We start from the raw sequence: 21,727 nt of genomic DNA, 5'->3' as shown, positions 1-21,727 counted from the left end.
CCACGGTGGACGGGACTTGTCACTCTCGTAAGGATCGACCTCGTACAGCGCGGTCTTGGGGACGAGAGGCGGGACGTACGGATGGCGAAGCACTGGGCCGACTTCCAGTACGAGATCTATCTGAACGGGATGACGGGCGCCGTGCCACGGCTGCCCACCGATCTGACACGGCTGGAGGAGCTCACCGAACAGCGGCTGGGCCCCGGTCCGGTCGGCTATGTGGCGGGAAGCGCGGGCGACGGCAGCACCGCGCGCGCCAACCGGGAGGCACTCGGCCGGCGCCGGATCGTGCCGCGCATGCTGCGGGACGTCCACGAACGCGATCTGTCCGTCGAGGTGCTGGGGCGGCCGCTGCCCGCGCCGCTCGCGCTCGCGCCGATCGGCGTCCTGTCGATCATGCACCCGGACGCGGAGTGCGCCGCGGCACGGGCCGCCGCCGCACAGGGCGTCCCGTACATCCTGTCCTCCGCCTCCAGCACCCCGATGGAGCAGGTCGCCGAGGCCATGGACGACGGGGAGCGCTGGTTCCAGCTGTACTGGGCCAAGGACCGCGAGGTCACCCGCAGCTTCCTGGACCGGGCGAAGGCGGCCGGGTTCACCGCGCTGATCGTCACGCTCGACACCCCGCTGCTCGCCTGGCGCCCGCGCGACCTCGACCAGGCGTACCTGCCCTTCCTGCACGGCGTCGGCACCGCCAACTACTTCTCCGACCCGGCGTTCCTGGCCGGTCTGGCGAAGCCGGTGCACGAGGACCCGAACGCGGCCGTGATGCACTTCGTGAGCATGTTCGCGGATCCCGGCAAGACCTGGCCCGACCTGGCCTTCCTGCGGGAGAACTGGGACGGGCCCATCGTCTTGAAGGGCATCCTGCACCCGGACGACGCCCGGCACGCCGCCGACGCCGGGATGGACGGCGTGGTGGTCTCCAACCACGGCGGCCGGCAGGTGGCGGGGTCCGTCGCGGCCGCCGACGCGCTGCCCCGGGTGGCGGCGGCGGTGGGCGACCGGCTCACCGTGCTCTTCGACAGCGGCATCCGCACCGGCGACGACGTCTTCAAGGCCCTCGCCCTCGGCGCGCGGGCGGTGCTCCTCGGACGTCCCTACGCCTACGGTCTCGGCCTCGACGGCCAGGCGGGCGTCGAACACGTCGTCCGCTGTCTGCTCGCCGAGTTCGACCTCACGCTCGCCCTGTCCGGCCACGCCCGCCCGGCCTCCATCGGCCCCGACGACCTGATCGAGGAAACCGCATGACCGTCACCAAGAACGTGCTCGCCGTCGTCTCCCCGCACGTGGGCGGCCGTACGGCGGGTGCGGCGCTCGCCACGCTCTTCCCCGGGCAGGCCAGGGTCACCGTCGTGGAGGCCACCGACGAGGACCCCGTCGCGCTGCGCGAGGCCCATGTCGTGGTCACCGGACTCGGCCCGGTGACCGCCGAACACATCGCGGCCGCACCGGACCTGGAGCTCGTCCAGTGCGCCAGTCACGGCTTCGACTACGTCGATCTGGACGCGGCGCGCGAGCGGGGCGTGCCCGTGTGCAACATCGGTTCCAGCGGCGCCGAGAAGCAGAACGTGGCCGAGCAGACCTTCGCGCTGATGCTCGCCCTGGCCAAGCAACTGGTGCCCGCCCACATCGCGTTGACCGAGGCGGACTGGGCGCTGCCCCGGCTTCAGCAGTCGATCACCGAACTGTCCGGCAAGACGCTCGGCATCGTGGGGCTCGGCCACATCGGCGAGGAGGTCGCCCGGCGGGCCGTCGCGTTCGACATGAGCGTGGTGTACGCGGGGCCCACGCGGGTGCCCGCCGAGACGGAGGCACGGCTCGGCGGGGCCCGACACGTCGAACTGGAGGAACTGCTGCGGGTGTCGGACTACGTCAGTCTGCACGCGCCGCTCACCGAGGCGACCCGGCATCTCCTGAACGCCGAACGGCTCGCGCTCCTCAAGCCGACCGCGTTCGTCGTCAACACCTCGCGGGGCGCCCTGATCGACCAGGACGCCCTCGCGGACGCGCTCCACGCGGGCACGCTCGCCGGCGCCGGCCTCGACGTCTTCGACCCCGAACCGCCCACCCCGGCCCTGCGGTTGCTCAAGGCGCCGAACGTCGTGCTCTCCCCGCACGTCGCCGGTGTCACCCGCGAGACCCTCGTACGGATAGCGCTGGCCGCGGTCCAGAACGCGGCGGACTTCATCGCCGGCAAGCCGCCCCTGGACGTCGTGTCGTAACGGCGGACATACCCTGCCCCGGCCAACTGCCGGGGCAGGAACCGTCGAAGGACCGACGGTTTCGCGCCTAGGAGCTCTCGGCGCGCCAGCGCTGTATCGCGGAGTAGTCGCGGACCTTGACCACGATGTCGGCGCCCGAGTCCTTGGACGCGGGTGCGACGGCCAGTCCGTCGCGCCCCCGTGACAACAGCTCGCCCTCGTCGGTGAAGTCGTAGCGCAGGTTCTCCCGCTGCTTCCCGTCCTGGGCGCAGCGGCCGAGGAGGAGGACACCGTCGTCGGCCCGCGCGTCGAGGCAGAGCGCGGGACCGGCGACGCTGCGCAGCAGTCCGTCCCGCTCGTACTCCCATTGCTGGGTCCGCTCGGTCGAGCACGCGTCCAGCGTGACCTCGGCGCCTTCCACGGCCCGGGAGTCGCGGATGTCGAGGCACAGACCGGCGTCCACGTCGCGCAGCCGGGTCGGGGTCCCGACCGCGGGGGACGGCGCGGACGTCACCGGCGGGACCTCGGCACCCTGAGTGGGTGACAGGGTCCGGCTGCTGCTCGCGCCGATAGCCGCGGCGGGATCGGAGCCGCCCTCCTCGTTCGGCCACAGGCTGACCGCGAGGACGGTCGCCAGCAGGGCCGCCGACAGACCGGCGCCGGTGACCAGCGCCTGCTGGGACCCTTCGGCCGGCTTGGCGGCCCGGCGACCCGTCGAGGCGAACAGGGCCTGCGAACGGCGGCGTCCGCCCGTACGAGCGCGTCCGCCGCCCGCCGAACCCTCGCCGCCGGGACTCCCGTCCCCACCCGAAGGCCCCTCGCCTGCGGGGTGCCCATCAGTTCCGGGAAGCCCGAGGCCGCCGGGGAATCCGGAGTCGCGAGGGCGTCCGGAGCCTCCAGGAAGCCCGAGGTCTCCGGAATCCCCGGGGTCTCCAGGGAACCCGGGGTCACCAGGGTGCCCACCGTCTTCGGGAAACCCGGGGTGTCCGGAAAGCCCGAGGTCTCCGGGGAGCCCGGGATCACCAGGGTGCCCATCTCCTCCGGGAAGCCCGGATCCGCCGGGAAGCCCGGGGTCCGCGAAGCCCTCCTCGGCTCCGAACCGTTCCGCGCCCGCGAAGCGCCCCCCGGGTTCAGGGTGCCCGAGGCCGCCGGGAAGCCCGGGTCCTGCGCGTCGGCCCTCGGCTTCGGCGTCTCCGCCGGTGCCGGGGAGATCGCGGTCCGCCCCGCGCCCGTCACCCAGGAGACGCCCGCTCCTCCTGGGGCGCGCCTCGCCTCGCTGCCGCCTGCCGCCGAACGGGGAGATGCTGCGCGCCCGCAGCGCCTGCCGCCCACGGGTCCGACGGGAGTCGAAGTAGCGACGGGCGCCCCAGCCGAGCACGGACTCGGCGATCAGGATCCCCAACTCGCCCTCAAAATGGCTGAGTTGTGTCGCCGCATGTCGACAGTAGGAGCACTCCGACAGATGCTGCCGCACCTCAGGGAGCAACGCCCCGCCGCGCCGGATCGACGCGTCGAGGAGCCGGTTGTGGAAACCGCATTCCCTCGTCGGCGCGAGTTCCAGATGAGCACGCAGGCACGCCTGGCGGAATTGCTCACGGGCCTGTTCCCAGGCGGCGGCCGCGCTCTCCGCGTCCAGCCCCAAAAGGCCGGCCGGCACCGACAGCGACTCGGCCTCGACCTCGGTGTGCCACAACAGGCATCGGGCGGCGCCCGGAAGACCGAGGAAAGCGTGTTCGGCCAGCTTGCGGTTTTCGGCCGTCATGGACTTCGCCGCGCGCATACCGCGGCCTCCCGCGGGCTTTCTCAGGGCGGGCAGGGCTTCGCATATCCGGTCGTCGGCCGCCCAGTTCCGGACCGTGTCCCGGACGGTCACGAGAAGCCGGGGCCGCAGCGCGAGAGCGTGCTCGCCCTCGGCGAGAGCGTCGAGGACGTGGGCGAAGGAAGCCTCGGTGACCATGGAGGCGACCTGCGAGGAGGTGGCCAGGCAGATCACCGCATAGTCGTACGCCGGGCGCCAGTGCCGGGCCGTCAGCAGGGCGACGGGACGGTCGGCGCCGGCCTCGGCTCCGCCTCTCAGCAGAGCGGCCAGCTCCTCGTCGGGTTCACCGAAGTATCCGCCGGGCGGACGGTCGGGCAGCGGCGGGTGGGGGGTGCGCACGGGAGCGGGTTCCTTCCGAGGTGCAAGGTGGCACACAGGACGTGCTTGCCCGTCGAAAAGGAGTCCCGATTGGTGTGGACCTTTTGACGGAGCGCCGGGAAAACGGCCGGGGACGAAGGCCGTGCGGCGACCGTCGCTCAGGGAGCCTCTTGAGCTCGTCGACAGCCGGGAATGGCGAACAGCGATTCAGACCCGGCCCTTGACCCAAGCGCGGGACGCTCACCCTCGCACAACACACTCGTCACCAACAAGGCGCATGGGCCAGATCAGGCTTATTGAAAGAATGTCAAAAACGATCGCACCTCTCGGCGGGGCCACGGTGGCTTTCTCTATTCCGTGCGCCCCGTGTGAAGCGTTCACGCACTCCGGGTTCTCGCGCGCGCTCGCCGCGCGCAGGACTCCGTAGTCCACTGGGACCGGCCTTCTCCGAGGCCCCCGCGCGGGACGGCGGCCCTCCCCCGCGAAACCGGCCGCCGACCCCGTTCCTCCCGCCCTCGGTCGGCGGCCCCGGGAAGGCACACCGCCGGGCACGGGACCGGGCTGTCACGGGTCCGCCGGTACGGTCCGTACGAATGGCTGTCCGGGCCCTCGGCGTTCGACGGTGCGCACGACGCGCAGCCACTAGTCTGGAACCCGGACGACGCGCTTGATCACCGCGAGTGTGCGTACAAGGGAAAGTGGCGACGATGAGCCCGGTCCACCCTCTCGACGAGGCCACCACCGCACGGGTGGTCATCGACGGGAACGGCACCCTGATCCACTGGAACGAGGGCGCTCGCCGGCTCCTTGGCTACACCCCCGAGGAGGTCGAGGGCCGCCCGGCCGCGGACCTCCTGGCCCCCGGGACCACGGCTCCGCCCCTGGGCTCCGGCCGCGACCGCCGCGACGGCGTGCTCGCCCTGCGCCACCGCGACGGCCGGGTCCTGTCCCTGTGGCTGCTCGCCCATCCCCGTGAGGACACCGGCGGCTGGCTCGTGCTCACCCCGGTGCAGGGCCAGGAGCCCCGCACCCCGGAGGACCCGCTGGCCCGTGCCTTCCTCGCCCAGGCACCGTGTGCCATGGCCGTCTACGACGAGCGGCTGCGGCTGTACGGCCTCAACGACGCGATGTCCGAGGTGATCGGCATCCCCGAGGAGCGCATCCGGGGACTGCGGGTCTCCGAGATCGGCTCCCGGGTGACCGGGGAGCGGATGGAGCGCGAGATGGCCGAGGTGCTCGCCTCCGGCCGGGGCCGTGACGTGGAGACGTACGCGCGGGCGGGCGGCGAGGAGCGGGCGCACCACTGGCTCGCGCGGATCGCCCCGCTCACCGACACCCACGGGCGGGTGATCGGCGTGTGCGTGGCCGCGCACGACACCACCGAGCAGAACCGGGCCCGCGAGCGGCTCCAACTGGTCAACGAGGCCAGCGTGCGCGTCGGCACCACCCTCGACGTCACTCGGACGGCCCAGGAACTCGCCGACGTCTGCGTCCCCGCGCTCGCCGACTTCGTCAGCGTCGATCTGCTGGACCCGCCGGAGAACGGAGGCGAGTACCGCGTCGGACCGCCGGCCGCCCCGGTCACGCTGCGCCGTGCCGCCCACCGGTCGGTGAACGCCGGGAACCCGGAGGCGGTCCTCGAACCCGGCGACGTCGACGTGTATCCCGCGTCCTCGCCGCAGGCCGACTCACTGCTCGCCGGCCGTCCCCTCGTCGCGCCGAACGCCGACGGCACCCTGGAGGACTGGCTCAGCTGGGACGGACCGCGCGGGGAGCACGTCAGGGAGCACGGCGTCCACGCCACCATGTCCGTGCCCGTCCGGGCGCGCGGCCGGACCCTCGGGGTCGTCGTCCTCAGCCGTTTCCGGCGGCCCGACCCCTTCACGGCCGACGACGTGCTCCTCGCCGAGGAGGTCACGGCCAGGGCCGCCGTCTGCATCGACAACGCCCGGCGCTTCTCCCGCGAACGGCAGACCGCGCTGGCGCTTCAGCGCAGCCTCCTGCCCCAGTCCCTGCCCCGGACGGCGGCCCTGGAGGCGGCCTCGCGCTATCTGCCCGCAGCGCGTGCCGGGGTCGGCGGCGACTGGTTCGACGTGATCCCGCTGTCGGGGATGCGGGTCGCCATGGTGGTCGGCGATGTCATCGGCAACGGCATCCAGGCCTCGGCGACGATGGGCCGGCTGCGCACAGCCGTCCGCACGCTCGCCGACATCGATCTGGCCCCGGACGAACTCCTCACCCACCTCGACGACCTCGTCGTACGGCTGTCCGCCGAGGCCGGGGCCGAGGGGATCACCGGAGAGGTGGGCGCCACCTGCGTGTACGCGGTCTACGACCCGGTCTCGCGGCGCTGCACGCTCGCCAGCGCGGGCCATCCGCCGCCCGTCGTCCTGCCGCCGGACGGACCGCCCCGGCAGATCGACGTGCCGCCCGGTCCGGCCCTCGGTCTGGGCGGGCTGCCCTTCGAGTCGGTCGAACTCGACCTGCCGGAGGGCACGGTGCTCGCGCTGTACACCGACGGCCTGCTGGAGAGCCGGGACCGGGACGTCGAAGCGGGCCTTCGGCTGTTCTGCCGGGCGCTTCAGGAGTCCTCGCGGAGTCTGGAGGGGGCGGCCCACGCCATCCTCCAGGCGCTGCTTCCGCCGGGCGGGGCGCCGGACGACGTGGCGCTGCTGCTCGCCCGTACCCAGGGCCTCGCCGCGTCCGACGTGGCGACCTGGGCCATCCCCGCGGACCCCTCCCTCGTCGCGCCGATCCGCAAGCAGGTCGCCGATCAGCTGGAGATCTGGGGACTGACGGCGGCCACGTTCACGGCCGAGCTGGTGGTGAGCGAACTGGTCACCAACGCCATCCGCTACGGCGAACCGCCCATCCGGCTGCGGCTCATCCACGACACCGAGACGCTGATCTGCGAGGTCTCGGACAGCAGCCACACCGCGCCCCATCTGCGCCGGGCGAAGACCTTCGACGAGGGGGGCCGCGGGCTGCTCCTCGTCGCCCAGCTCACCCAGCGCTGGGGCAGCCGGCACACCCCCGAGGGCAAGACGATCTGGGCGGAGCTGTCCCTCCTCGGCGAGGAGTGAGCGCCGCCCGGGGACCGGTCGGCAGGGAGTGAGCGCGCCGCCCGGGCACCGGCTCGCCGGTCCGTCGCCGCAACCGTCCGCTGTGACGACCGGGCGAAGCCGCGACGCGAGGGGAGGGTGTTCACGGGGCGGCGCCGCCCCGTCTGATGTGATGGTGGGCGCAGTCGTCACCGCCCGGAGGAACACCATCCTGAACAGCCCGCTCGTCCACAGCGTCCCCGGCACCCCCCTGGCCGCCGCTCTCGCGAGCCCGCTCGCCGAGACGCTGTCCGTCGTCCTGCTCGCGGCCGTCCTCGTCTGCGCGGTGGTGCGGCCGTTCGGCTGGCCCGAGGCGGTCGTGGCCGTGCCCGCCGCGGGGCTGGTCCTGGCCACCGGGGCGATCTCCTGGGACCACGCCCGCGCGGAGGCCGCCCATCTGGGGCCGGTGATCGGCTTCCTCGCGGCCGTCCTCGTCCTGGCCAAGTACTGCGACGACGAAGGGCTCTTCCATGCCTGCGGCGCCTGGATGGCCCGCTGGGCCGCGGGGCAGCCGGGACGGCTGCTGACCGCCGTGTTCGTGCTCGCCTCGGCGATCACGGCGGTGCTCAGCCTGGACGCCACCATCGTGCTCCTCACCCCCGTCGTGTTCGCGACGGCGGCGCGGATGGGGGCCCGTCCCAAGCCGCACGTGTACGCGTGCACCCATCTGTCGAACACCGCCTCGCTGCTCCTGCCGGTCTCCAACCTCACCAACCTGCTCGCGTTCACCGCCAGCGGCCTGAGCTTCACCCGGTTCGCCGCGCTGATGGTGCTGCCCTGGCTGGTGGCGATCGGCGCCGAGTACGTCGTCTTCCGGCGTTTCTTCGCCCGTGACCTCGCGGCGGGCGCGTCGACCCGGCACACGGAGGAGCCGCCGGACGTGCCGTTGTTCGCCCTGATCACCGTGGGCTGCACCCTCGCCGGCTTCGTCCTCGCCTCGGCCGTCGGCATCGACCCGGCCTGGTCCGCCGCCGCGGGGGCGCTCGTGCTGGCCGGACGGGCGCTCGTCCGCCGCCGCACCACCCCGCTCACCGTGGTGCGCGCCACCGCACCCTCCTTCCTCGCCTTCGTCCTCGCGCTCGGCATCGTCGTCCGCGCGGTGGTCGACAACGGTCTGGCCGGCGCCCTCGACGACCTCCTTCCGACGGGCGGTTCGCTGCCGGCCCTGCTCGGCATCGCCGCGATCGCCGCCGTCCTGGCCAACCTGATCAACAACCTGCCCGCGGTCCTCGTCCTGCTCCCGCTGGCGGCCGACTCGGGCGCGGGCGCGGTGCTGGCCGTCCTGCTCGGCGTCAACATCGGGCCCAATCTGACGTACGCCGGTTCCCTCGCGACGCTGCTGTGGCGTCGTATCGTGCATCAGCACGAACACGGCGTCGACCTGAAGGAGTTCACCCGGCTGGGCCTGATCGCCGTCCCCGCGGCCCTGGTCCCGGCCGTGCTGGCCCTGTGGGTCTCGCTCCACGTCATCGGAGGCTGATGGGCATGAGGGTGGTCGTCTGGCTGGTCGAGGGAACCTGGCCCGCGTGCGTGGACGCCGTACGGACGCACGCTCCCGGTGCCACGGACGTGACGCTGCTGCACGTCACGGACCTCGCCGTGCCCGGTCTCGCGCACGGCGCCTTCGCGGGACTCCTCGGGCGCGGACGGTCCGAACCCGATCCCGGCGACCTGCTGGAGAGCCTCGGCACGGTGTCCGCGGCCGAACTCCTCGACGCGGCGGCCCAGCGGCTCGGGGGCCCGGCGACCCGGTTGGAGCGCACCGGCCGCGTCGAGCGGGAGGTGGTCGCCGCGGCCGAGGGCGCCGGTCTGCTCGTGGTGGCCCGCGACGGCGACCGCAGCCGGCTCGGCCCGCACAGTCTGGGCCCCGCCGGACGCTTCGTCGTCGACCACGCCCCCTGCCCGGTGCTGCTCGTCTGGCCCGAACCGGCGCCGGACGTCACGACGTTGCCGCCCCCTCCCCCGCATCCCCCGCACCCGCCGCGTCCCTGACGCACCCGGTCCGGCAGGCGTCCTCGCCGGACCACGCCCGGAGCCGTGGCCAGTACTTGACGAAGTCGGGCGTGCGCGATTTGATCCTGAGCGTGCCGTGGCGCGACCCGGCACGCAGAGGTGCGCCCAGCCGGTAACGGACCAGGTTCAAATCCGGCCAAAGTCGCCAGGATCGCTCGAAGCGTCCGAGGCGGGGACGTACTCGCGATTTGATGGAGCGGACATGCCCCCCGTCAAACGTGTTCTCCGCACCGGAGCCCTGGCCACGGCCACCGCCCTGGCCTGCCTCCTGACCCTCCCCGGCTGCGATCCGGGCAAGGACACGAGCGCCTCGGCGCAACCGGATCCCAGCCCGCACCGGACCGCCACCGCCGTCGAACTCCCGCCCCTGCACGCGGGGTTCGACTACCAGATCGGCGGCGCCTATCCCCCGGCCTCCGATGTCCGCATCGTCAGCCGCGACCGTTCCGCCGCACCGGCCCGCGGCCTCTACAACATCTGCTACGTCAACGCCTTCCAGGCCCAGCCCGAGGAACGCACGCAGTGGCCGGCCGACCTGCTGCTGCGGGACGCGGACGGCAAGGTCGTCGTCGACAAGAACTGGAACGAGGCGCTGCTCGACATCCGGACGCCGGACAAGCGCCGGCGGGTGGCCGCGCGCGTCGACGGGTGGATCGACGCCTGCGCCGACAAGGGATTCGACGCCGTCGAGCCCGACAACTACGACAGTTACACCCGCTCCCGGAACCTGCTGAGCGCGGACGACGCCACCGCGTTCATCACCCTGCTGTCCCGGCACGCGCACGCCCGGCATCTGGCGATCGCCCAGAAGAACACGGCCGAACTGGCCGGACTCAGGTCGCGGACCGGGCTCGACTTCGCGGTGGCGGAGGAGTGCGGCGAGTACGACGAGTGCGGCACGTACGCGAAGGCCTTCCACGACCGGGTGGTGGTCATCGAGTACACCGACAGCGGACTGCGCAAGGCCCGGGCGGCCTACGGCGACCGGCTGAGCATCGTGCGCCGGGACGTGATGGTCTCGACTCCCGGCACCGCGGACTATGTCCGCAAGACGCGCTGAGGGGGCCCGGATGACACGCGTGATGGCGCGGCGCCGGCTGCTCCTGGGAGCCGCGGCCGCCGGGGCACTGGCAGGCTGTGGCGGCCCCTCGGACGGCGTCGGCGCCGACGGCAGGGTGACCGTCGAACTGTGGCACGGCCAGAACGACACGGCCCGGAAGGTCCTGGAGGGGCTGGTCGCCGAATTCAACCGCACCCATCCCCGCATACGGGTGGACAGTTCGGGCGGCGGGGTGGTGGCCGACGCGATGCTCCAGAAGGTGACGGCCGCGCTCGCCGCCGGCTCGTACCCCGACATCGCCTACATCTTCGGCTCGGACCTGGCGAGCGTCGCCCGCAGTCCCCGGGTCGTCGACCTCACGTCCGCGCTGCACGAGGGCGACCCGCCCTGGAACTCCCTATGGGCGCCGGTACGGGACGCGGTCACCGTCAACGGCAAGGTGCGCGCAGCCCCTGCGGTGCTCGACTCGCTGGCCGTCGTCTACAACAAGAAGCTGTTCCGGCGGGCCGGGGTCCCCTTCCCGAAGGCGGGCTGGAGCTGGGACGAGTTCACCGACACCGCGCGCAGGCTCACCGACCCCGGGCGCGGGGTGTTCGGCACGGGCTGGCCGGGCACCGGCGACGAGGACACCGTCTGGCGGCTGTGGCCGATGATCTGGGACCTCGGCGGCGAGGTGATCGCCGCCGACGGCAAGCGGATCGGCTTCGCCGGGCAGGGCCCCCGAGCCCTGTCGACGCTGGCCCGGCTGGCCCACGACAAGAGCGTGTACGTCGACCCGAAGCCCGGCAGCGAGCAGATGTACCAGGTCTTCCTCAGCGGCCGGATGGCGATGGTGGCGACCGGTCCCTGGCAGCTCCCGGACGTCATCGGCGCCAAGGTCGACTACGGCGTCGTCCCGCTCCCGACGTACAGCGGCAGGCCGATCACCATCTCCGGTCCTGACACCTGGACCGTGTTCGACAACGGCTCCGCCCGTTCCCGCGCGGCCGTCGAGTTCGTGCGCTGGATGATCCGGCCGGCCCAGGACGCGCGCTGGGACATCTCGGCGGGCGGCCTCCCGCTCAGCTCGGCCACCGCCCGGCGTCCGCAGTGGCGCGAGCACTCCGCGACGACCACCGGGCTTCGGACGTTCACCGACTCGCTGGCCTCCGCCCGGGTGCGGCCCGTGCACGCCGCCTATCCGCAGATCTCGGGGGCCTTCGGAGAGGCGATCGTCTCGGTCCTGCTCGGCAAGGACTCCCCCGCCCACGCCGTCCGCCGGTGCGCCCGGGCGGCCGACGCGGCCCTGCTCATCCCCCGGTGAACCCGCCTCGGTGACCTCGGCTGTTCCCCGGTGACCCCGACTTCAGACGTTCCCAGCTGACTTCCAGCTGAAGGAGGCCGTCATGTCCACCCTTCCCCGCGCCCTCACCGTCGTACCGGCACCGGCGGTGACCCCGGCCGCCGCACGGCGTGCCGCCCGCCGCCGCGGCCGACGCGAGAGCGCCACCGCCTGGGCCTTCATCAGCCCGGCGGTCGTCGTGATCCTCGGTCTGAGCATCGTGCCCGTCGTCTGGTCCCTGCTGCTCTCCTTCCGGGCCGACGACCTCGTCACCCCGGGCCGCTGGGTCGGCCTCGACAACTACCGCGCCCTGGCCCAGGACCCCAACTTCCGTACGGCCGTGGGCAACACACTGCTGTACACGGCCCTGTACGTACCGCTCAGCCTGGTCGGCGGGCTGGTGCTGGCCCTGGCGCTGAACCGCCGTATCCGGTTCATCGGTCTCTACCGCACGCTCGTCTTCGTCCCGTTCGTGGTCTCCGCGACCGCGCAGGGCGTGCTGTTCTCGTTCATCCTCGACCCGGAGTTCGGTGTCGCGAACTCCCTGCTGCACACGGTGGGGCTGTCCCCGCAGGGGTTTCTCACCGACCCGGACCAGGCGATCTATCTGCTGGTGCTGATCTCGCTGTGGAGCGGGGTCGGCTTCTGCGTCGTCGTCTATCTGGCCGCGCTCCAGGACGTCCCGCCCGAACTCGTCGAGGCCGCGCGGATCGACGGGGCGGGCCGCGCACGGGTGCTGCGCCACATCGTCCTTCCGACACTCACCCCGGTCACCGTGTTCCTGCTGCTGTGGCAGCTGATCACGGCGCTCCAGGTCTTCGACCTGATCTATGTGACGACCAAGGGCGGCCCCCTCGGCTCGACCGGCGTGGTCGTCTACTTCGTCTGGCAGCAGGCGTTCCAGACGTTCACGGCGGGCTACGGGGCCGCGGCGGCGTACGTCCTGGCGGTCGGGCTCCTTGTGGCGGGCGCGGCGCTGCGTCTCGTACGGGGCCGGCGGGAACGTAGCGAAGGAGCGGTCCGATGACCTCACCCCTCACCTCCCGCAGGCCCAGCGGCTGGCATCTGCTGCTGGCGCCGATGGCCCTGTGCTTCGCACTGCCGCTGCTGTGGCTGGTGCTCAGCTCGGTGATGTCCGACGCGGAGATCAACCGGTTCCCGCCCGCGCTGTGGCCGAGGGGGATCGACCTCGGCGGCTACCGGTACGTCCTCGGGAACGCGATGTTCCCGCGCTGGTTCGCCAATTCGCTGGTCGTCGCGGTCGCGGCCGTCCTGTCGAATCTGCTCCTCGGCGCGCTCGGCGGCTACGCCTTCGCGCGGATGCGGTTCGCCGGATCGCGGACCCTGCTCGCCCTGATGCTGGCGACGATGGTGATCCCCTTCCAGCTCACGATGATCCCGACCTTCCTGGTGATGAAGGAGCTGGGACTCATCGACACGCTCGGCGCGCTGATCGTCCCCTCGCTGGTCACCCCGTTCGCGGTCTTCCTGTTCCGGCAGTTCTTCCTGGCCCTGCCGAGGGAGATGGAGGAGGCGGCCTGGATCGACGGGTGTTCGCGGCTGCGGGTCCTGTTCTCGATCGTGCTGCCGCTGGCGCGGCCCGCGCTGGCCACGGTCGCCGTGCTGACGTTCCTGAGCACCTGGAACGACCTGTCCTGGCCGCTCATCGCGATCAATCACGACACGCAGTACACCTTGCAGCTCGGTCTGACGACGTTCCAGGGACAGCACCACACCCGGTGGTCGGCGGTGATGGCGGGCAACGTGATCACCGTGCTGCCGGTGCTGGTCGCGTTCCTGCTGGCGCAGAAGACCTTTGTCCAGTCGCTCACTTCGAGCGGCCTGAAGGGCTAGGACCCGATGACATCCTTCGATCTCCTGGTCGTCGGCGACGCCAATCCGGACGTCGTCGTCGGCCCGCTGCGCGGCCCGCTGGAGTTCGGGCAGCGCGAACAACTCGTCGAGCACGCCGGTCTGGTGCTCGGCGGCTCCGCGGCGATCATGGCGTGCGGGGCCGCGCGGCTCGGGCTGCGGGTCGCCTTCGCGGGCCGGGTGGGCGACGATCCCGCGGGTGCCTTCGTGCGCGAGGCGCTCGCCGGGCGCGGTGTGGACGTGAGCTGCCTGGTCACCGACCCGGCCCGGCCCACCCCGCTCACGACGGTCGTCATGGCCGGGGACGGGGACCGGGCCATTCTCACGGCACAGGGCTGTCTCACCGCGACCGGTCCCGAGGACGTGCCCCGGGACCTGATCCGGGCCTGTCGGCATGTGCACGCGGCCTCGTTCTTCCTGATGCCCCGTCTGGCGCGTTGCCTGGCACCGGTGTTCGTGCTCGCGCGGCAGAGCGGGGCGAGCACCTCGCTCGACACCAACGACGACCCGGCCGGACGCTGGGACCCCGAACTCCTGGACCCGGTGCTGAGGTTCACCGATTTCCTGCTGCCCAACGCGGCGGAGGCGGCGGCGATGTCCGGGGAGTCCGAACCGGCCGCGGCCGCCGCCGTCCTGGCCGGCCGGGGGCCGGTGGTCGTGGTCAAGGACGGCGCGAACGGCGCCCTCGCCCACACCGGGACGGGGCTGACGCGCGTGCCGGCGGTGGCCGTCGACCCCGTGGACACGGTCGGCGCGGGCGACAGCTTCGACGCCGGGTTCGTCGCCGCCACCCTGCGCGGAATGGACCCGCGCTCCGCGCTCTCGGTCGCCGCGGCCTGCGGATCGCTCTCCACACGGGCTCACGGCGGTACGGCGGCACAGCCCACCTGGGACGAGGCCCTCGCCGCGGCCCGCGCGAGCCTCCCCGGCCCCCCGGGCACCGCGGAGGACCCGGCCATGTCACCCACCACCCGCACCCGTGAGACCAGGAGCCGTTCATGAACGACGTCACCGCCCCGAAGATCGCCTTCATCGGAGCCGGGAGCGTGGTGTTCACCCAGGGGCTGCTGGCCGACCTGTTCACCTTCCCCGAACTCGCGCACGCGACGGTCGCGTTGCACGACATCGACCCGGAGCGCCTGGACACGGCCGAGGGTGCGGCCCGGTACATCGCCGGCGTACGCGGCGCCGAACCCACGATCACCGCGCACCTGGACCGCCGGGCGGCCCTGGAGAACGCCGACTTCGTCATCAACATCGTCCAGGTCGGCATGGACGGCGCGACCCGCACCGACTTCACCGTCCCCGCCCGCTACGGACTGCGCCAGACCATCGGTGACACGCTCGGCATCGGCGGCATCTTCCGCGCCCTGCGCACCTTCCCGGTACTGCGCGGGCTCGCCGCCGACATGACCGAACTCTGCCCGGACGCACTGCTGTTGAACTACACCAACCCCATGGCGATGAACGTCCTCTACCTGAGCCGCATCGCCCCGCGGCTGCGCGTCACCGGCCTGTGCCACTCCGTGCACTGGACCGTGCACGACCTCGCCCAGCTTCTCGGCGTCCCCTTCGACGAGGTCACCCATCTGGCGGCCGGGGTCAACCACCAGTCCTGGCTGCTGCGTTTCGAGCGCGCGGGCCAGGATCTCTACCCCCTCCTGGACGAGGCGATCGCCAAGGACCCCGGGCTGCTGCGCCGGGTCCGCGTGGACATGTACCGCCGTCTCGGCCACTACCCCACCGAGACGAGCGAGCACTCCTCGGAGTACGTGCCGTGGTATCTCCACCACGACAGCGAGATCGAGCGGCTCAGGCTGCCGGTGGGCGCCTATCTGGAGATCATCGAGGAGAACGCGGCGAGCTACCGGCGCACCCGCGACGCCCTGGCGGCCGGGACGCCCCTGCCCGTCGAGGGCACCTTGGAGTACGCCCCGCAGATCATCCACAGCACGCTGACCGGCACCCCCCGCACGATCTACGGCAATGTGCCCAACCGCGGTCTGATCGACAACCTCCCGGCGGACTGTGCCGTCGAAGTCCCGTGCCTGACCGACGCGTCGGGGGTGCGGCCGATCCGGGTCGGGGCGCTGCCCCCGCAGTGCGCGGCGCTGAACAGCGCGTACATCTCCGTGACCGATCTGGTGGTCCGCGCCGCCACCGATCACGAGCCGCGCCACATCCGGCACGCGGCCATGGCCGACCCCGCGACGGCCGCCGCCCTCCCCGTCGAGCGCATCTGGGACCTGTGCGACGACCTCGTACGGGCTCACGGGGATCTGCTTGAGCCCGAGCTGAGGACGCTGCTCGGGCACTGAGACGCGGTCCCGGGGGCCGGGGCTCCCGGTTCCCCGGCGCGGGCGGCCGTACGGTCTGCCCGCGCCCGCCCCTCCTGGGCCGTGTCCGGCCTCGGGCCCGACCGACCCAGGATCTCGTCACGGTGTCCGTTCATCGTCACCCTTGGCGGGTGAGGCCGCGGGCGGCCGGCTGTCGCAGGCTCGGTGGTGAGTGGCTGCGGTCGCAGCCCGTGCAACGGAGGTCTCGCCATGGCAACCAGCCAGCATCACAGCACCCACTCCAAGACGGCCCTGACGGCGGCCGGCGGCTTGACGATCTTCGCCTCGGTGATGCTGTTCGTCGCCGGTGTCCTGGACATCCTGCGGGGCGTCATGGCCATCGCCCAGGACGACGTCTTCGTCACCACCCAGAACTACGTCTTCAAGTTCGACCTGACGAGCTGGGGCTGGATCCACCTGGCGCTCGGCGCGCTCGCCGTGATCGTGAGCCTCGGCCTGTTCGCGGCGGCCACCTGGGCCCGCGTGATCGGCGTCGGCATCGCCGCGCTGCTGATCATCGCCAACTTCCTCGACATCCCGTACTACCCCGTCTGGTCGCTGACGCTGATCGCCCTGTACGGATTCGTCATCTGGGCGCTCTGCGTGGCACGGCCGGACACGGACATGGGCTGACAGAGGAGCCGGCACCGGTCGCCGGTCCACCGCCCACGGCGGCGCGGCCCCGATCCGCGCTCACAGGAGGTGCAGGTCGCGGGCCCGGCGTACGGCCTCGCCCCGGCGGGTGGCCGCGAGCTTGCGGTAGACGCTCTTGAGATGGGTCTTGACCGTGTTGACCGACAGATGCAGGTCGGCGGCGATCTCGTCCCTCGACATCATCTGCGCCAGCCGTTCCAGCACCTCCTGTTCGCGTTCGCTGAGCGGTTCGATCACCGGCTCGGCCGGCGGTTCCCCGCCCTGCGGCGAGGTCTGCCCGGCATCCCGGACCGCGGCCATGCTAGGGAGCCACTCCTGGCCCTGTGCCAGGACGGGCCGGTGCCGCACGAAGTTCCGCAGCCAGGGGCCCGCTTCGAGGAACGGTCTTCTCAGGTGCTCCGGCCTGGCCGTCCGCAGGGCGCGCGCCACCAGCCGCTGGGCGGTGGAGTCGTCGCCCAGCGCGTCAGCGGTCTGCGCCCGGGCGAGAAGGACCCGGACCACGATCCCCGGGCCCTCGTCCGGCTCGGGACTGAGCGCGTCGAGCAGGCCGCGCGCCGCCTGCCGGTCACCGGTCGCGAGCCGGGCCCGTGCGGCGGCGGCCGTGGCCTCGGGCCCGGTCGCCCCCTCCTCCGCGAGGACCTCCGCCGCGGCGAGCGGTTCGCCCAGCGCCAGATAGGCGGTGGACATGGCCAGGGCGGCCCGGTCGCGCACCCACGGCGAGGGCTCGACCCCGTGCGGCGGGCGCCGCAGTTCCTGGAGGACGCGCAGCGCCTCCTTCGGGTGCCCCTTGGCCAGCAGGAGGTGCGAGCGCAGCAGGGCAAGACCCGCCGTCGCGACGGGATCGTGCGAGGCCGTGCCACAGGCGGTCGCCTGGTCCAGATGGGTCTGCGCGGCGGCCGGATCGTCGCGTTCGACGGCGACGGCCGCGAGGACGAGCTGGGCGACGCCCGTCCGGGCGGCGGGCGGCAGACCGGAGCGTTCCGCCTCGGCGACCGCCGCCCGCGCGTGCGACTCCGCGCGGCTCGGCCGGCCGCACAGGAGGTCGATCAGGGCGAGCCGGCTCAGGGATTCGTGCCGGGGGTAGGCGGTGGACGGCCCGTCGTCGACCTGCGCGGCCGCGGACAGCGAGGCCCGGGCCGCGTCGAACCGTCCCGCCCACAACTGCGCCGATCCGAGGTCGGTGAGCATGAGGGCCGGCAGCTCCGGGTGCCGGTCCAGCCGTTCGGCCGGGAGGTCCGGCTCCGCCGCCCTCATGTCCTCGGCCGCGGCCTGGGCCCGGTCGGCGGAGCCGGTCAGCCGGGCGGCGAAGACCCGCAGCAGGGCGTGGCTCAGCCGCAGGGCCGCCGTTTCCGGACCCTCCTCGCCCAGGTTCTCTCCGGCCCGGCGCAGATAGTCGCGTCCGCGGTCGACGTCGTGGCGTACGAGTTCACGGGCGGCGCGCACCAGGCAGGCGGCCGGACCGGCCGCGTCCGGGGGCATGGCGGCGAAGAGTCCGTCGAGGCGCTCGGCGTCGAGTCCGGTCAGCAGCTCTCCGATGGCCAGCTCGTCGACGAACCGGTCCGCGGCGAGTTCCCATTCGCCCGCCCCGGCCGCGTGCGGCAGCGCTTCGGCCAGCAGTCCCGCCTCGCTCAGCCAGCGGGCGGCCCGCCGGTGCAGCTCCGGTTCGAGGCCCGGAAGTCTGACCCTCAGGTGGACGCGCAGGATCTCCGCGAACAGGGGGTGCAGCCGGTACCACGAGTGGCCGATCGCCTCGACGAAGGCGTTGGCGTGCTGGAGCCGGGCCAGGAGGGGATCAGCGTCGTCCCGGCCCGTCAGGGCGTTGGCCAGATCCGGGTGGATCTGATCGAGGATGCTCGACCGCAGGAGCAGGTCCTGGGTTTCCTCCGACTGCGCTTCGAGGACCTCGGCCAGGAGGAAGTCGGCGAGCGTGCTCTGGCCGGCCTCGAAGTTCTTGATGAAGGTGTCCGGATCGTCGACGTGCTGGGCGGCGAGGATGCACAGGCGCAGTCCGGCCGCCCAGCCGCCGGTCCACTGCGTCAGCGATCGGGCGCCGTCCTCCGAGAGCCGGATGTCGTGACGTCTGAGCAGGGCGGCCGTCTCGCCCGGGACGAACGCCAGGTCGGCGCCCCGGACCTCGGCGATCTCACCGGCGGCCCGGTAGCGGTGCAGGGGCAGTTGCGGTTCCGTACGGCTGACGACGACCAGGCGCAGACCGCCGCCCGCGTGGCGCAGGACGAACTGGAGCTCGTCGGCGACCTCGGCCGAGGCGCCGACCCGGTCGAACTCGTCGAGCACCAGGATCACGGGTTCCGCGCGTTCGCTCAGCCAGGCGGCCAGCCGGGTCAGCAGGGAGTGGTCCACGTCTCCGGGGCTGGACGGGCTGCCGATGTCGTCCGGAACGGCGGCTCCGTGCCGGCGCAGGGATTCCAGGACGTACGTCCAGAAGATGCCGGGGCCGGTGTCCTCGTGCTCCACGGTCAGCCAGGCCACGTCGTCCGGGCTGCTCATGGTGGAGATCCAGTGGGCGACCAGGAGCGTCTTGCCCGCGCCCGCGGGACCGTTGACCAGGGTGAGGGGTCCTCCCCTGACCCCCTCGGTGAGCCGTCCGACGAGCCTCGGCCTGCGGACGAAGGTCTCCGTCAGGTCGGGGACCGTGAACCGGACGGCGAGCAGGGGGTCGCCCCCGGGGGTCAGCAGCCCTGCCATGGGATCCTGCCTCGGCGCGCTCCCGGCAGCGGCGACGCGTCCGATCCGATGTGGTCCGGGTCCACGGCTCCCTCCCCGGTGTAACCCCCGCACACTGATCGTCACCCGCTGTCCGGAATGTCGCAAGGCAGGCTCGGGTCCCCACCGCGCGTCGCCCGGGTGGCGCGGGAGCGGTGCTGCGGGTGCCATGGAGGTGCGGTGCGAGCGGAGCCCGGCCGGACACCCGTCCGGCGCGCGGCCCCGCGGGCCGAATCGATGAGGTGGTCACCGGTGAAACACTGGCGCGCTCTGGCCGTACTCGGGACGGCCCAGTTCCTGATGGTCCTGGACACCTCCGTCATGAACGTGTCCATCAGCCAGCTGGTGGAGGACTTCGACACCGAGGTGACCGCCATCCAGGCCGTCATCACGCTCTACGCGCTGGTCATGGCGGCCTTCATGGCCACCGGCGGGCGGCTCGGCGACATCTTCGGGCGCCGGCGGCTGTTCCTGGTCGGACTCGTCGTGTACGGCACGGGGTCGGCCCTGACCGCGGTGGCGCCCACCCTGTGGGTGCTCGCGCTCGGCTGGTCGGTGGTCGAGGGTCTCGGCGCCGCGCTGGTGCTGCCGGCCATGGCCGCCCTCGTAGCCGAGTCGTACACCGGACGGGACCGGGCCGCCGCCTACGGCGTCATCGGCGGACTCGCCGGTGCGGGCATCGCGGTCGGACCGCTGCTGGGCGGCTGGGTGACGACGTATCTCACCTGGCGTCTGGTCTTCGCGGGCGAGGTCGTGGTCGTGATCGCGATGCTCTGCTTCCGCCGGGCGATCCCCGAGTCGCCCCGGCCCGAACACCGCCCCCGGCTCGACGGCGTGGGCGCCTTCCTGTCGGCGGCCGGTCTCGGCCTCGGCGTCCTCGGTGTCCTCCAGAGCGGTACCTGGGGATGGGTGCAGCCCCAGAACCCTCCGTTCACGATCTTCGGCTTCGCGCCGACCCTGTTCGTCGTCTCCGTCGGGGTCCTCGTGCTGGCCGCCTTCGCCAAGTGGGAGCGCCGCAGGGAGGCACACGGCACCGACCCGCTGATCCATCTGTCACTGCTGCACCGGCCGCCCCTGCGCTCGGGCCTGCTGACCCTGGTGAGCCAGAACCTCATCCTGCTGGGGCTGTTCTTCGCCATCCCGCTGTACCTCCAGGTGGTGCAGGGATTCGACGCGTTCCAGACGGGACTGCGCCTGCTCCCTGTGTCCGTCACCATGCTGCTGGCCTCCGTGCTGGCCTCGCGGCTCGGGCGGGTGATGGGGCCGCGCCGTGTGGTCAGACTGGCCCTGCTGACGCTGCTCGGAGCGATCACCTGGCTGCTGGCCACCATCGACCCGGTCATCGACGACGCGCAGTTCGCGGGGGCCATGGCGCTGCTGGGCGTCGGCATGGGCCTGCTCGCCTCGCAGTTGGGCAACGTCGTGCAGTCCAGTGTCGGCGAGGTGGAGCGCAGCGAGGTCGGCGGGCTCCAGTTCACGGCCCAGAACCTGGGCTCCGCGCTCGGCACCGCGCTGATCGGCTCGATCCTCGTCGGCGCCCTGGCCCACGCCTTCACCACGCAGGTGGCGAAGCACCCGGACGTGTCGCAGGAGGCGCGTGCGCAGACGAGCATCGCGCTCGAAGCGGGCATCAGCTTCGTCCCCACCGACCAGGTGCGTACCGCGGCCGAGCAGGCCGGGCTGCCGCCGGCCGAGGTCGACGCCGTCACGAACTCCTACGCGACGGCGCAGCTGAACGGTCTGAAGGCGGCGATCCTCGCGGCCGGCGGGATCACCCTCGCGAGCTTCCTGGTGACGACGCGTCTGCCGACCGGGCCGGCGGGCCGGGCGAAGCCCCCCGGCGACGACGCCCCGGCCGCCTCCCCCGGACAGGCGTGAGGACAGGGGAGGGCGGCCGCGGACCCAGGTTCACCTTCTGCGGGTGAGGGCGGGCGGGGCGCGCGGGCGGATGATCGTGGGGAAGGGTGGCGTCCGCCCGCCCCGGGCCGCCCGCCGGGGAGCCCCGCATGCAGTACGAGATCCGCGTCGAGGGACATCTGTCGGAGACGCTTTCCGAGGCGTTCCCGGAGATGGACCATGTGCTGATCTCCGGGCAGACCATCCTGTTCGGCCCGGTCGTCGACGACGCCCATCTCTACGGACTGTTGGCCCGCTGCCGCTCGCTCGGACTGCGGGTGGTGGAGATGCGCCAACTGCCCGGGTAGACACCGGGACCCGAGGATCACCCGCCGGGGGTGAGCCGCCGGGCGCCGGGGCGCGGGAGCGTGGATGCCGGGAATCCACCCACCGTCCCGTCGGCGGTCCG

16 protein-coding genes are annotated in these 21,727 nt (G+C 72.7%); 14 read left to right on the top strand and 2 right to left on the bottom strand.

Annotated elements, in window-relative coordinates; genetic code table 11:
* Nucleotides 1–81 precede the first annotated feature (81 nt).
* Both ACZ4AA_RS30335 and ACZ4AA_RS30330 read left to right on the top strand, forming a co-directional pair.
* Nucleotides 82–1,251, top strand: coding sequence for a lactate 2-monooxygenase (locus ACZ4AA_RS30335; protein ID WP_467609784.1), 1,170 nt, complete (start codon nt 82–84; stop codon nt 1,249–1,251).
* Nucleotides 1,248–2,225: a 2-hydroxyacid dehydrogenase gene (locus ACZ4AA_RS30330; protein WP_467609782.1), complete on the top strand. Its 978-nt coding sequence runs from the start codon at nt 1,248–1,250 to the stop codon at nt 2,223–2,225. The genes ACZ4AA_RS30335 and ACZ4AA_RS30330 overlap by 4 nt, the downstream gene beginning before the upstream one ends.
* 67 nt (nt 2,226–2,292) lie before the next feature.
* Here the strand turns inward: ACZ4AA_RS30330 and ACZ4AA_RS30325 are convergent, their stop codons facing one another.
* Nucleotides 2,293–4,362 (bottom strand): ricin-type beta-trefoil lectin domain protein, encoded by a 2,070-nt coding sequence (locus ACZ4AA_RS30325; protein WP_467609780.1) that lies wholly within the window; start codon nt 4,360–4,362, stop codon nt 2,293–2,295.
* Between the two features lie 686 nt (nt 4,363–5,048).
* On the opposite strand from ACZ4AA_RS30325, the gene ACZ4AA_RS30320 reads away from it, so the two are divergent.
* The 10 genes from ACZ4AA_RS30320 (at nt 5,049) to ACZ4AA_RS30275 (ending at nt 16,677) form a co-directional block, all read left to right on the top strand.
* A complete protein-coding gene (locus tag ACZ4AA_RS30320) occupies nt 5,049–7,424 on the top strand; it encodes a SpoIIE family protein phosphatase (RefSeq protein WP_467609778.1) in 2,376 nt (791 codons plus the stop codon).
* 148 nt (nt 7,425–7,572) lie between these two features.
* Nucleotides 7,573–8,922, top strand: a complete 1,350-nt coding sequence (locus ACZ4AA_RS30315; protein ID WP_467609776.1) for an arsenic transporter — start codon at nt 7,573–7,575, stop codon at nt 8,920–8,922.
* Between the two features lie 5 nt (nt 8,923–8,927).
* Nucleotides 8,928–9,434, top strand: coding sequence for a universal stress protein (locus ACZ4AA_RS30310; protein ID WP_467609774.1), 507 nt, complete (start codon nt 8,928–8,930; stop codon nt 9,432–9,434).
* A 223-nt stretch (nt 9,435–9,657) separates the two neighbouring features.
* Nucleotides 9,658–10,515, top strand: a complete 858-nt coding sequence (locus ACZ4AA_RS30305; protein WP_467609772.1) for an endo alpha-1,4 polygalactosaminidase — start codon at nt 9,658–9,660, stop codon at nt 10,513–10,515.
* Between the two features lie 10 nt (nt 10,516–10,525).
* Nucleotides 10,526–11,818: an ABC transporter substrate-binding protein gene (locus ACZ4AA_RS30300; protein WP_467609770.1), complete on the top strand. Its 1,293-nt coding sequence runs from the start codon at nt 10,526–10,528 to the stop codon at nt 11,816–11,818.
* An 82-nt stretch (nt 11,819–11,900) separates the two neighbouring features.
* On the top strand, nt 11,901–12,863 hold the full coding sequence (locus ACZ4AA_RS30295; protein WP_467609768.1) for a carbohydrate ABC transporter permease: 963 nt from the start codon (nt 11,901–11,903) through the stop codon (nt 12,861–12,863).
* Complete coding sequence (locus ACZ4AA_RS30290) at nt 12,860–13,690, top strand: carbohydrate ABC transporter permease (protein WP_467609766.1); 831 nt, start codon at nt 12,860–12,862, stop codon at nt 13,688–13,690. The genes ACZ4AA_RS30295 and ACZ4AA_RS30290 overlap by 4 nt, the downstream gene beginning before the upstream one ends.
* A 6-nt stretch (nt 13,691–13,696) precedes the next feature.
* Complete coding sequence (locus ACZ4AA_RS30285) at nt 13,697–14,710, top strand: carbohydrate kinase family protein (RefSeq protein WP_467609764.1); 1,014 nt, start codon at nt 13,697–13,699, stop codon at nt 14,708–14,710.
* Nucleotides 14,707–16,026, top strand: coding sequence for an alpha-galactosidase (gene melA, locus ACZ4AA_RS30280; RefSeq protein ID WP_467609762.1), 1,320 nt, complete (start codon nt 14,707–14,709; stop codon nt 16,024–16,026). The genes ACZ4AA_RS30285 and melA overlap by 4 nt, the downstream gene beginning before the upstream one ends.
* A 228-nt stretch (nt 16,027–16,254) precedes the next feature.
* Complete coding sequence (locus ACZ4AA_RS30275) at nt 16,255–16,677, top strand: DUF7144 family membrane protein (protein WP_467609760.1); 423 nt, start codon at nt 16,255–16,257, stop codon at nt 16,675–16,677.
* 60 nt (nt 16,678–16,737) lie between these two features.
* On the opposite strand, the gene ACZ4AA_RS30270 is transcribed toward ACZ4AA_RS30275, so the two are convergent.
* On the bottom strand, nt 16,738–19,404 hold the full coding sequence (locus ACZ4AA_RS30270; protein ID WP_467609758.1) for a winged helix-turn-helix domain-containing protein: 2,667 nt from the start codon (nt 19,402–19,404) through the stop codon (nt 16,738–16,740).
* Between the two features lie 270 nt (nt 19,405–19,674).
* Between ACZ4AA_RS30270 and ACZ4AA_RS30265 the strand changes: the two genes are divergently transcribed.
* Nucleotides 19,675–21,300: an MFS transporter gene (locus ACZ4AA_RS30265; RefSeq protein ID WP_467609756.1), complete on the top strand. Its 1,626-nt coding sequence runs from the start codon at nt 19,675–19,677 to the stop codon at nt 21,298–21,300.
* A 128-nt stretch (nt 21,301–21,428) separates the two neighbouring features.
* Complete coding sequence (locus ACZ4AA_RS30260; RefSeq protein ID WP_339133223.1) at nt 21,429–21,626, top strand: hypothetical protein; 198 nt, start codon at nt 21,429–21,431, stop codon at nt 21,624–21,626.
* Nucleotides 21,627–21,727: the final 101 nt, after the last annotated feature.

This window comes from Streptomyces sp. NPDC024698, assembly GCF_055559015.1.
The sequence above is the reverse complement of the archived record's forward strand: the minus strand, read 5'-3'. Positions and strand labels throughout refer to the sequence as shown.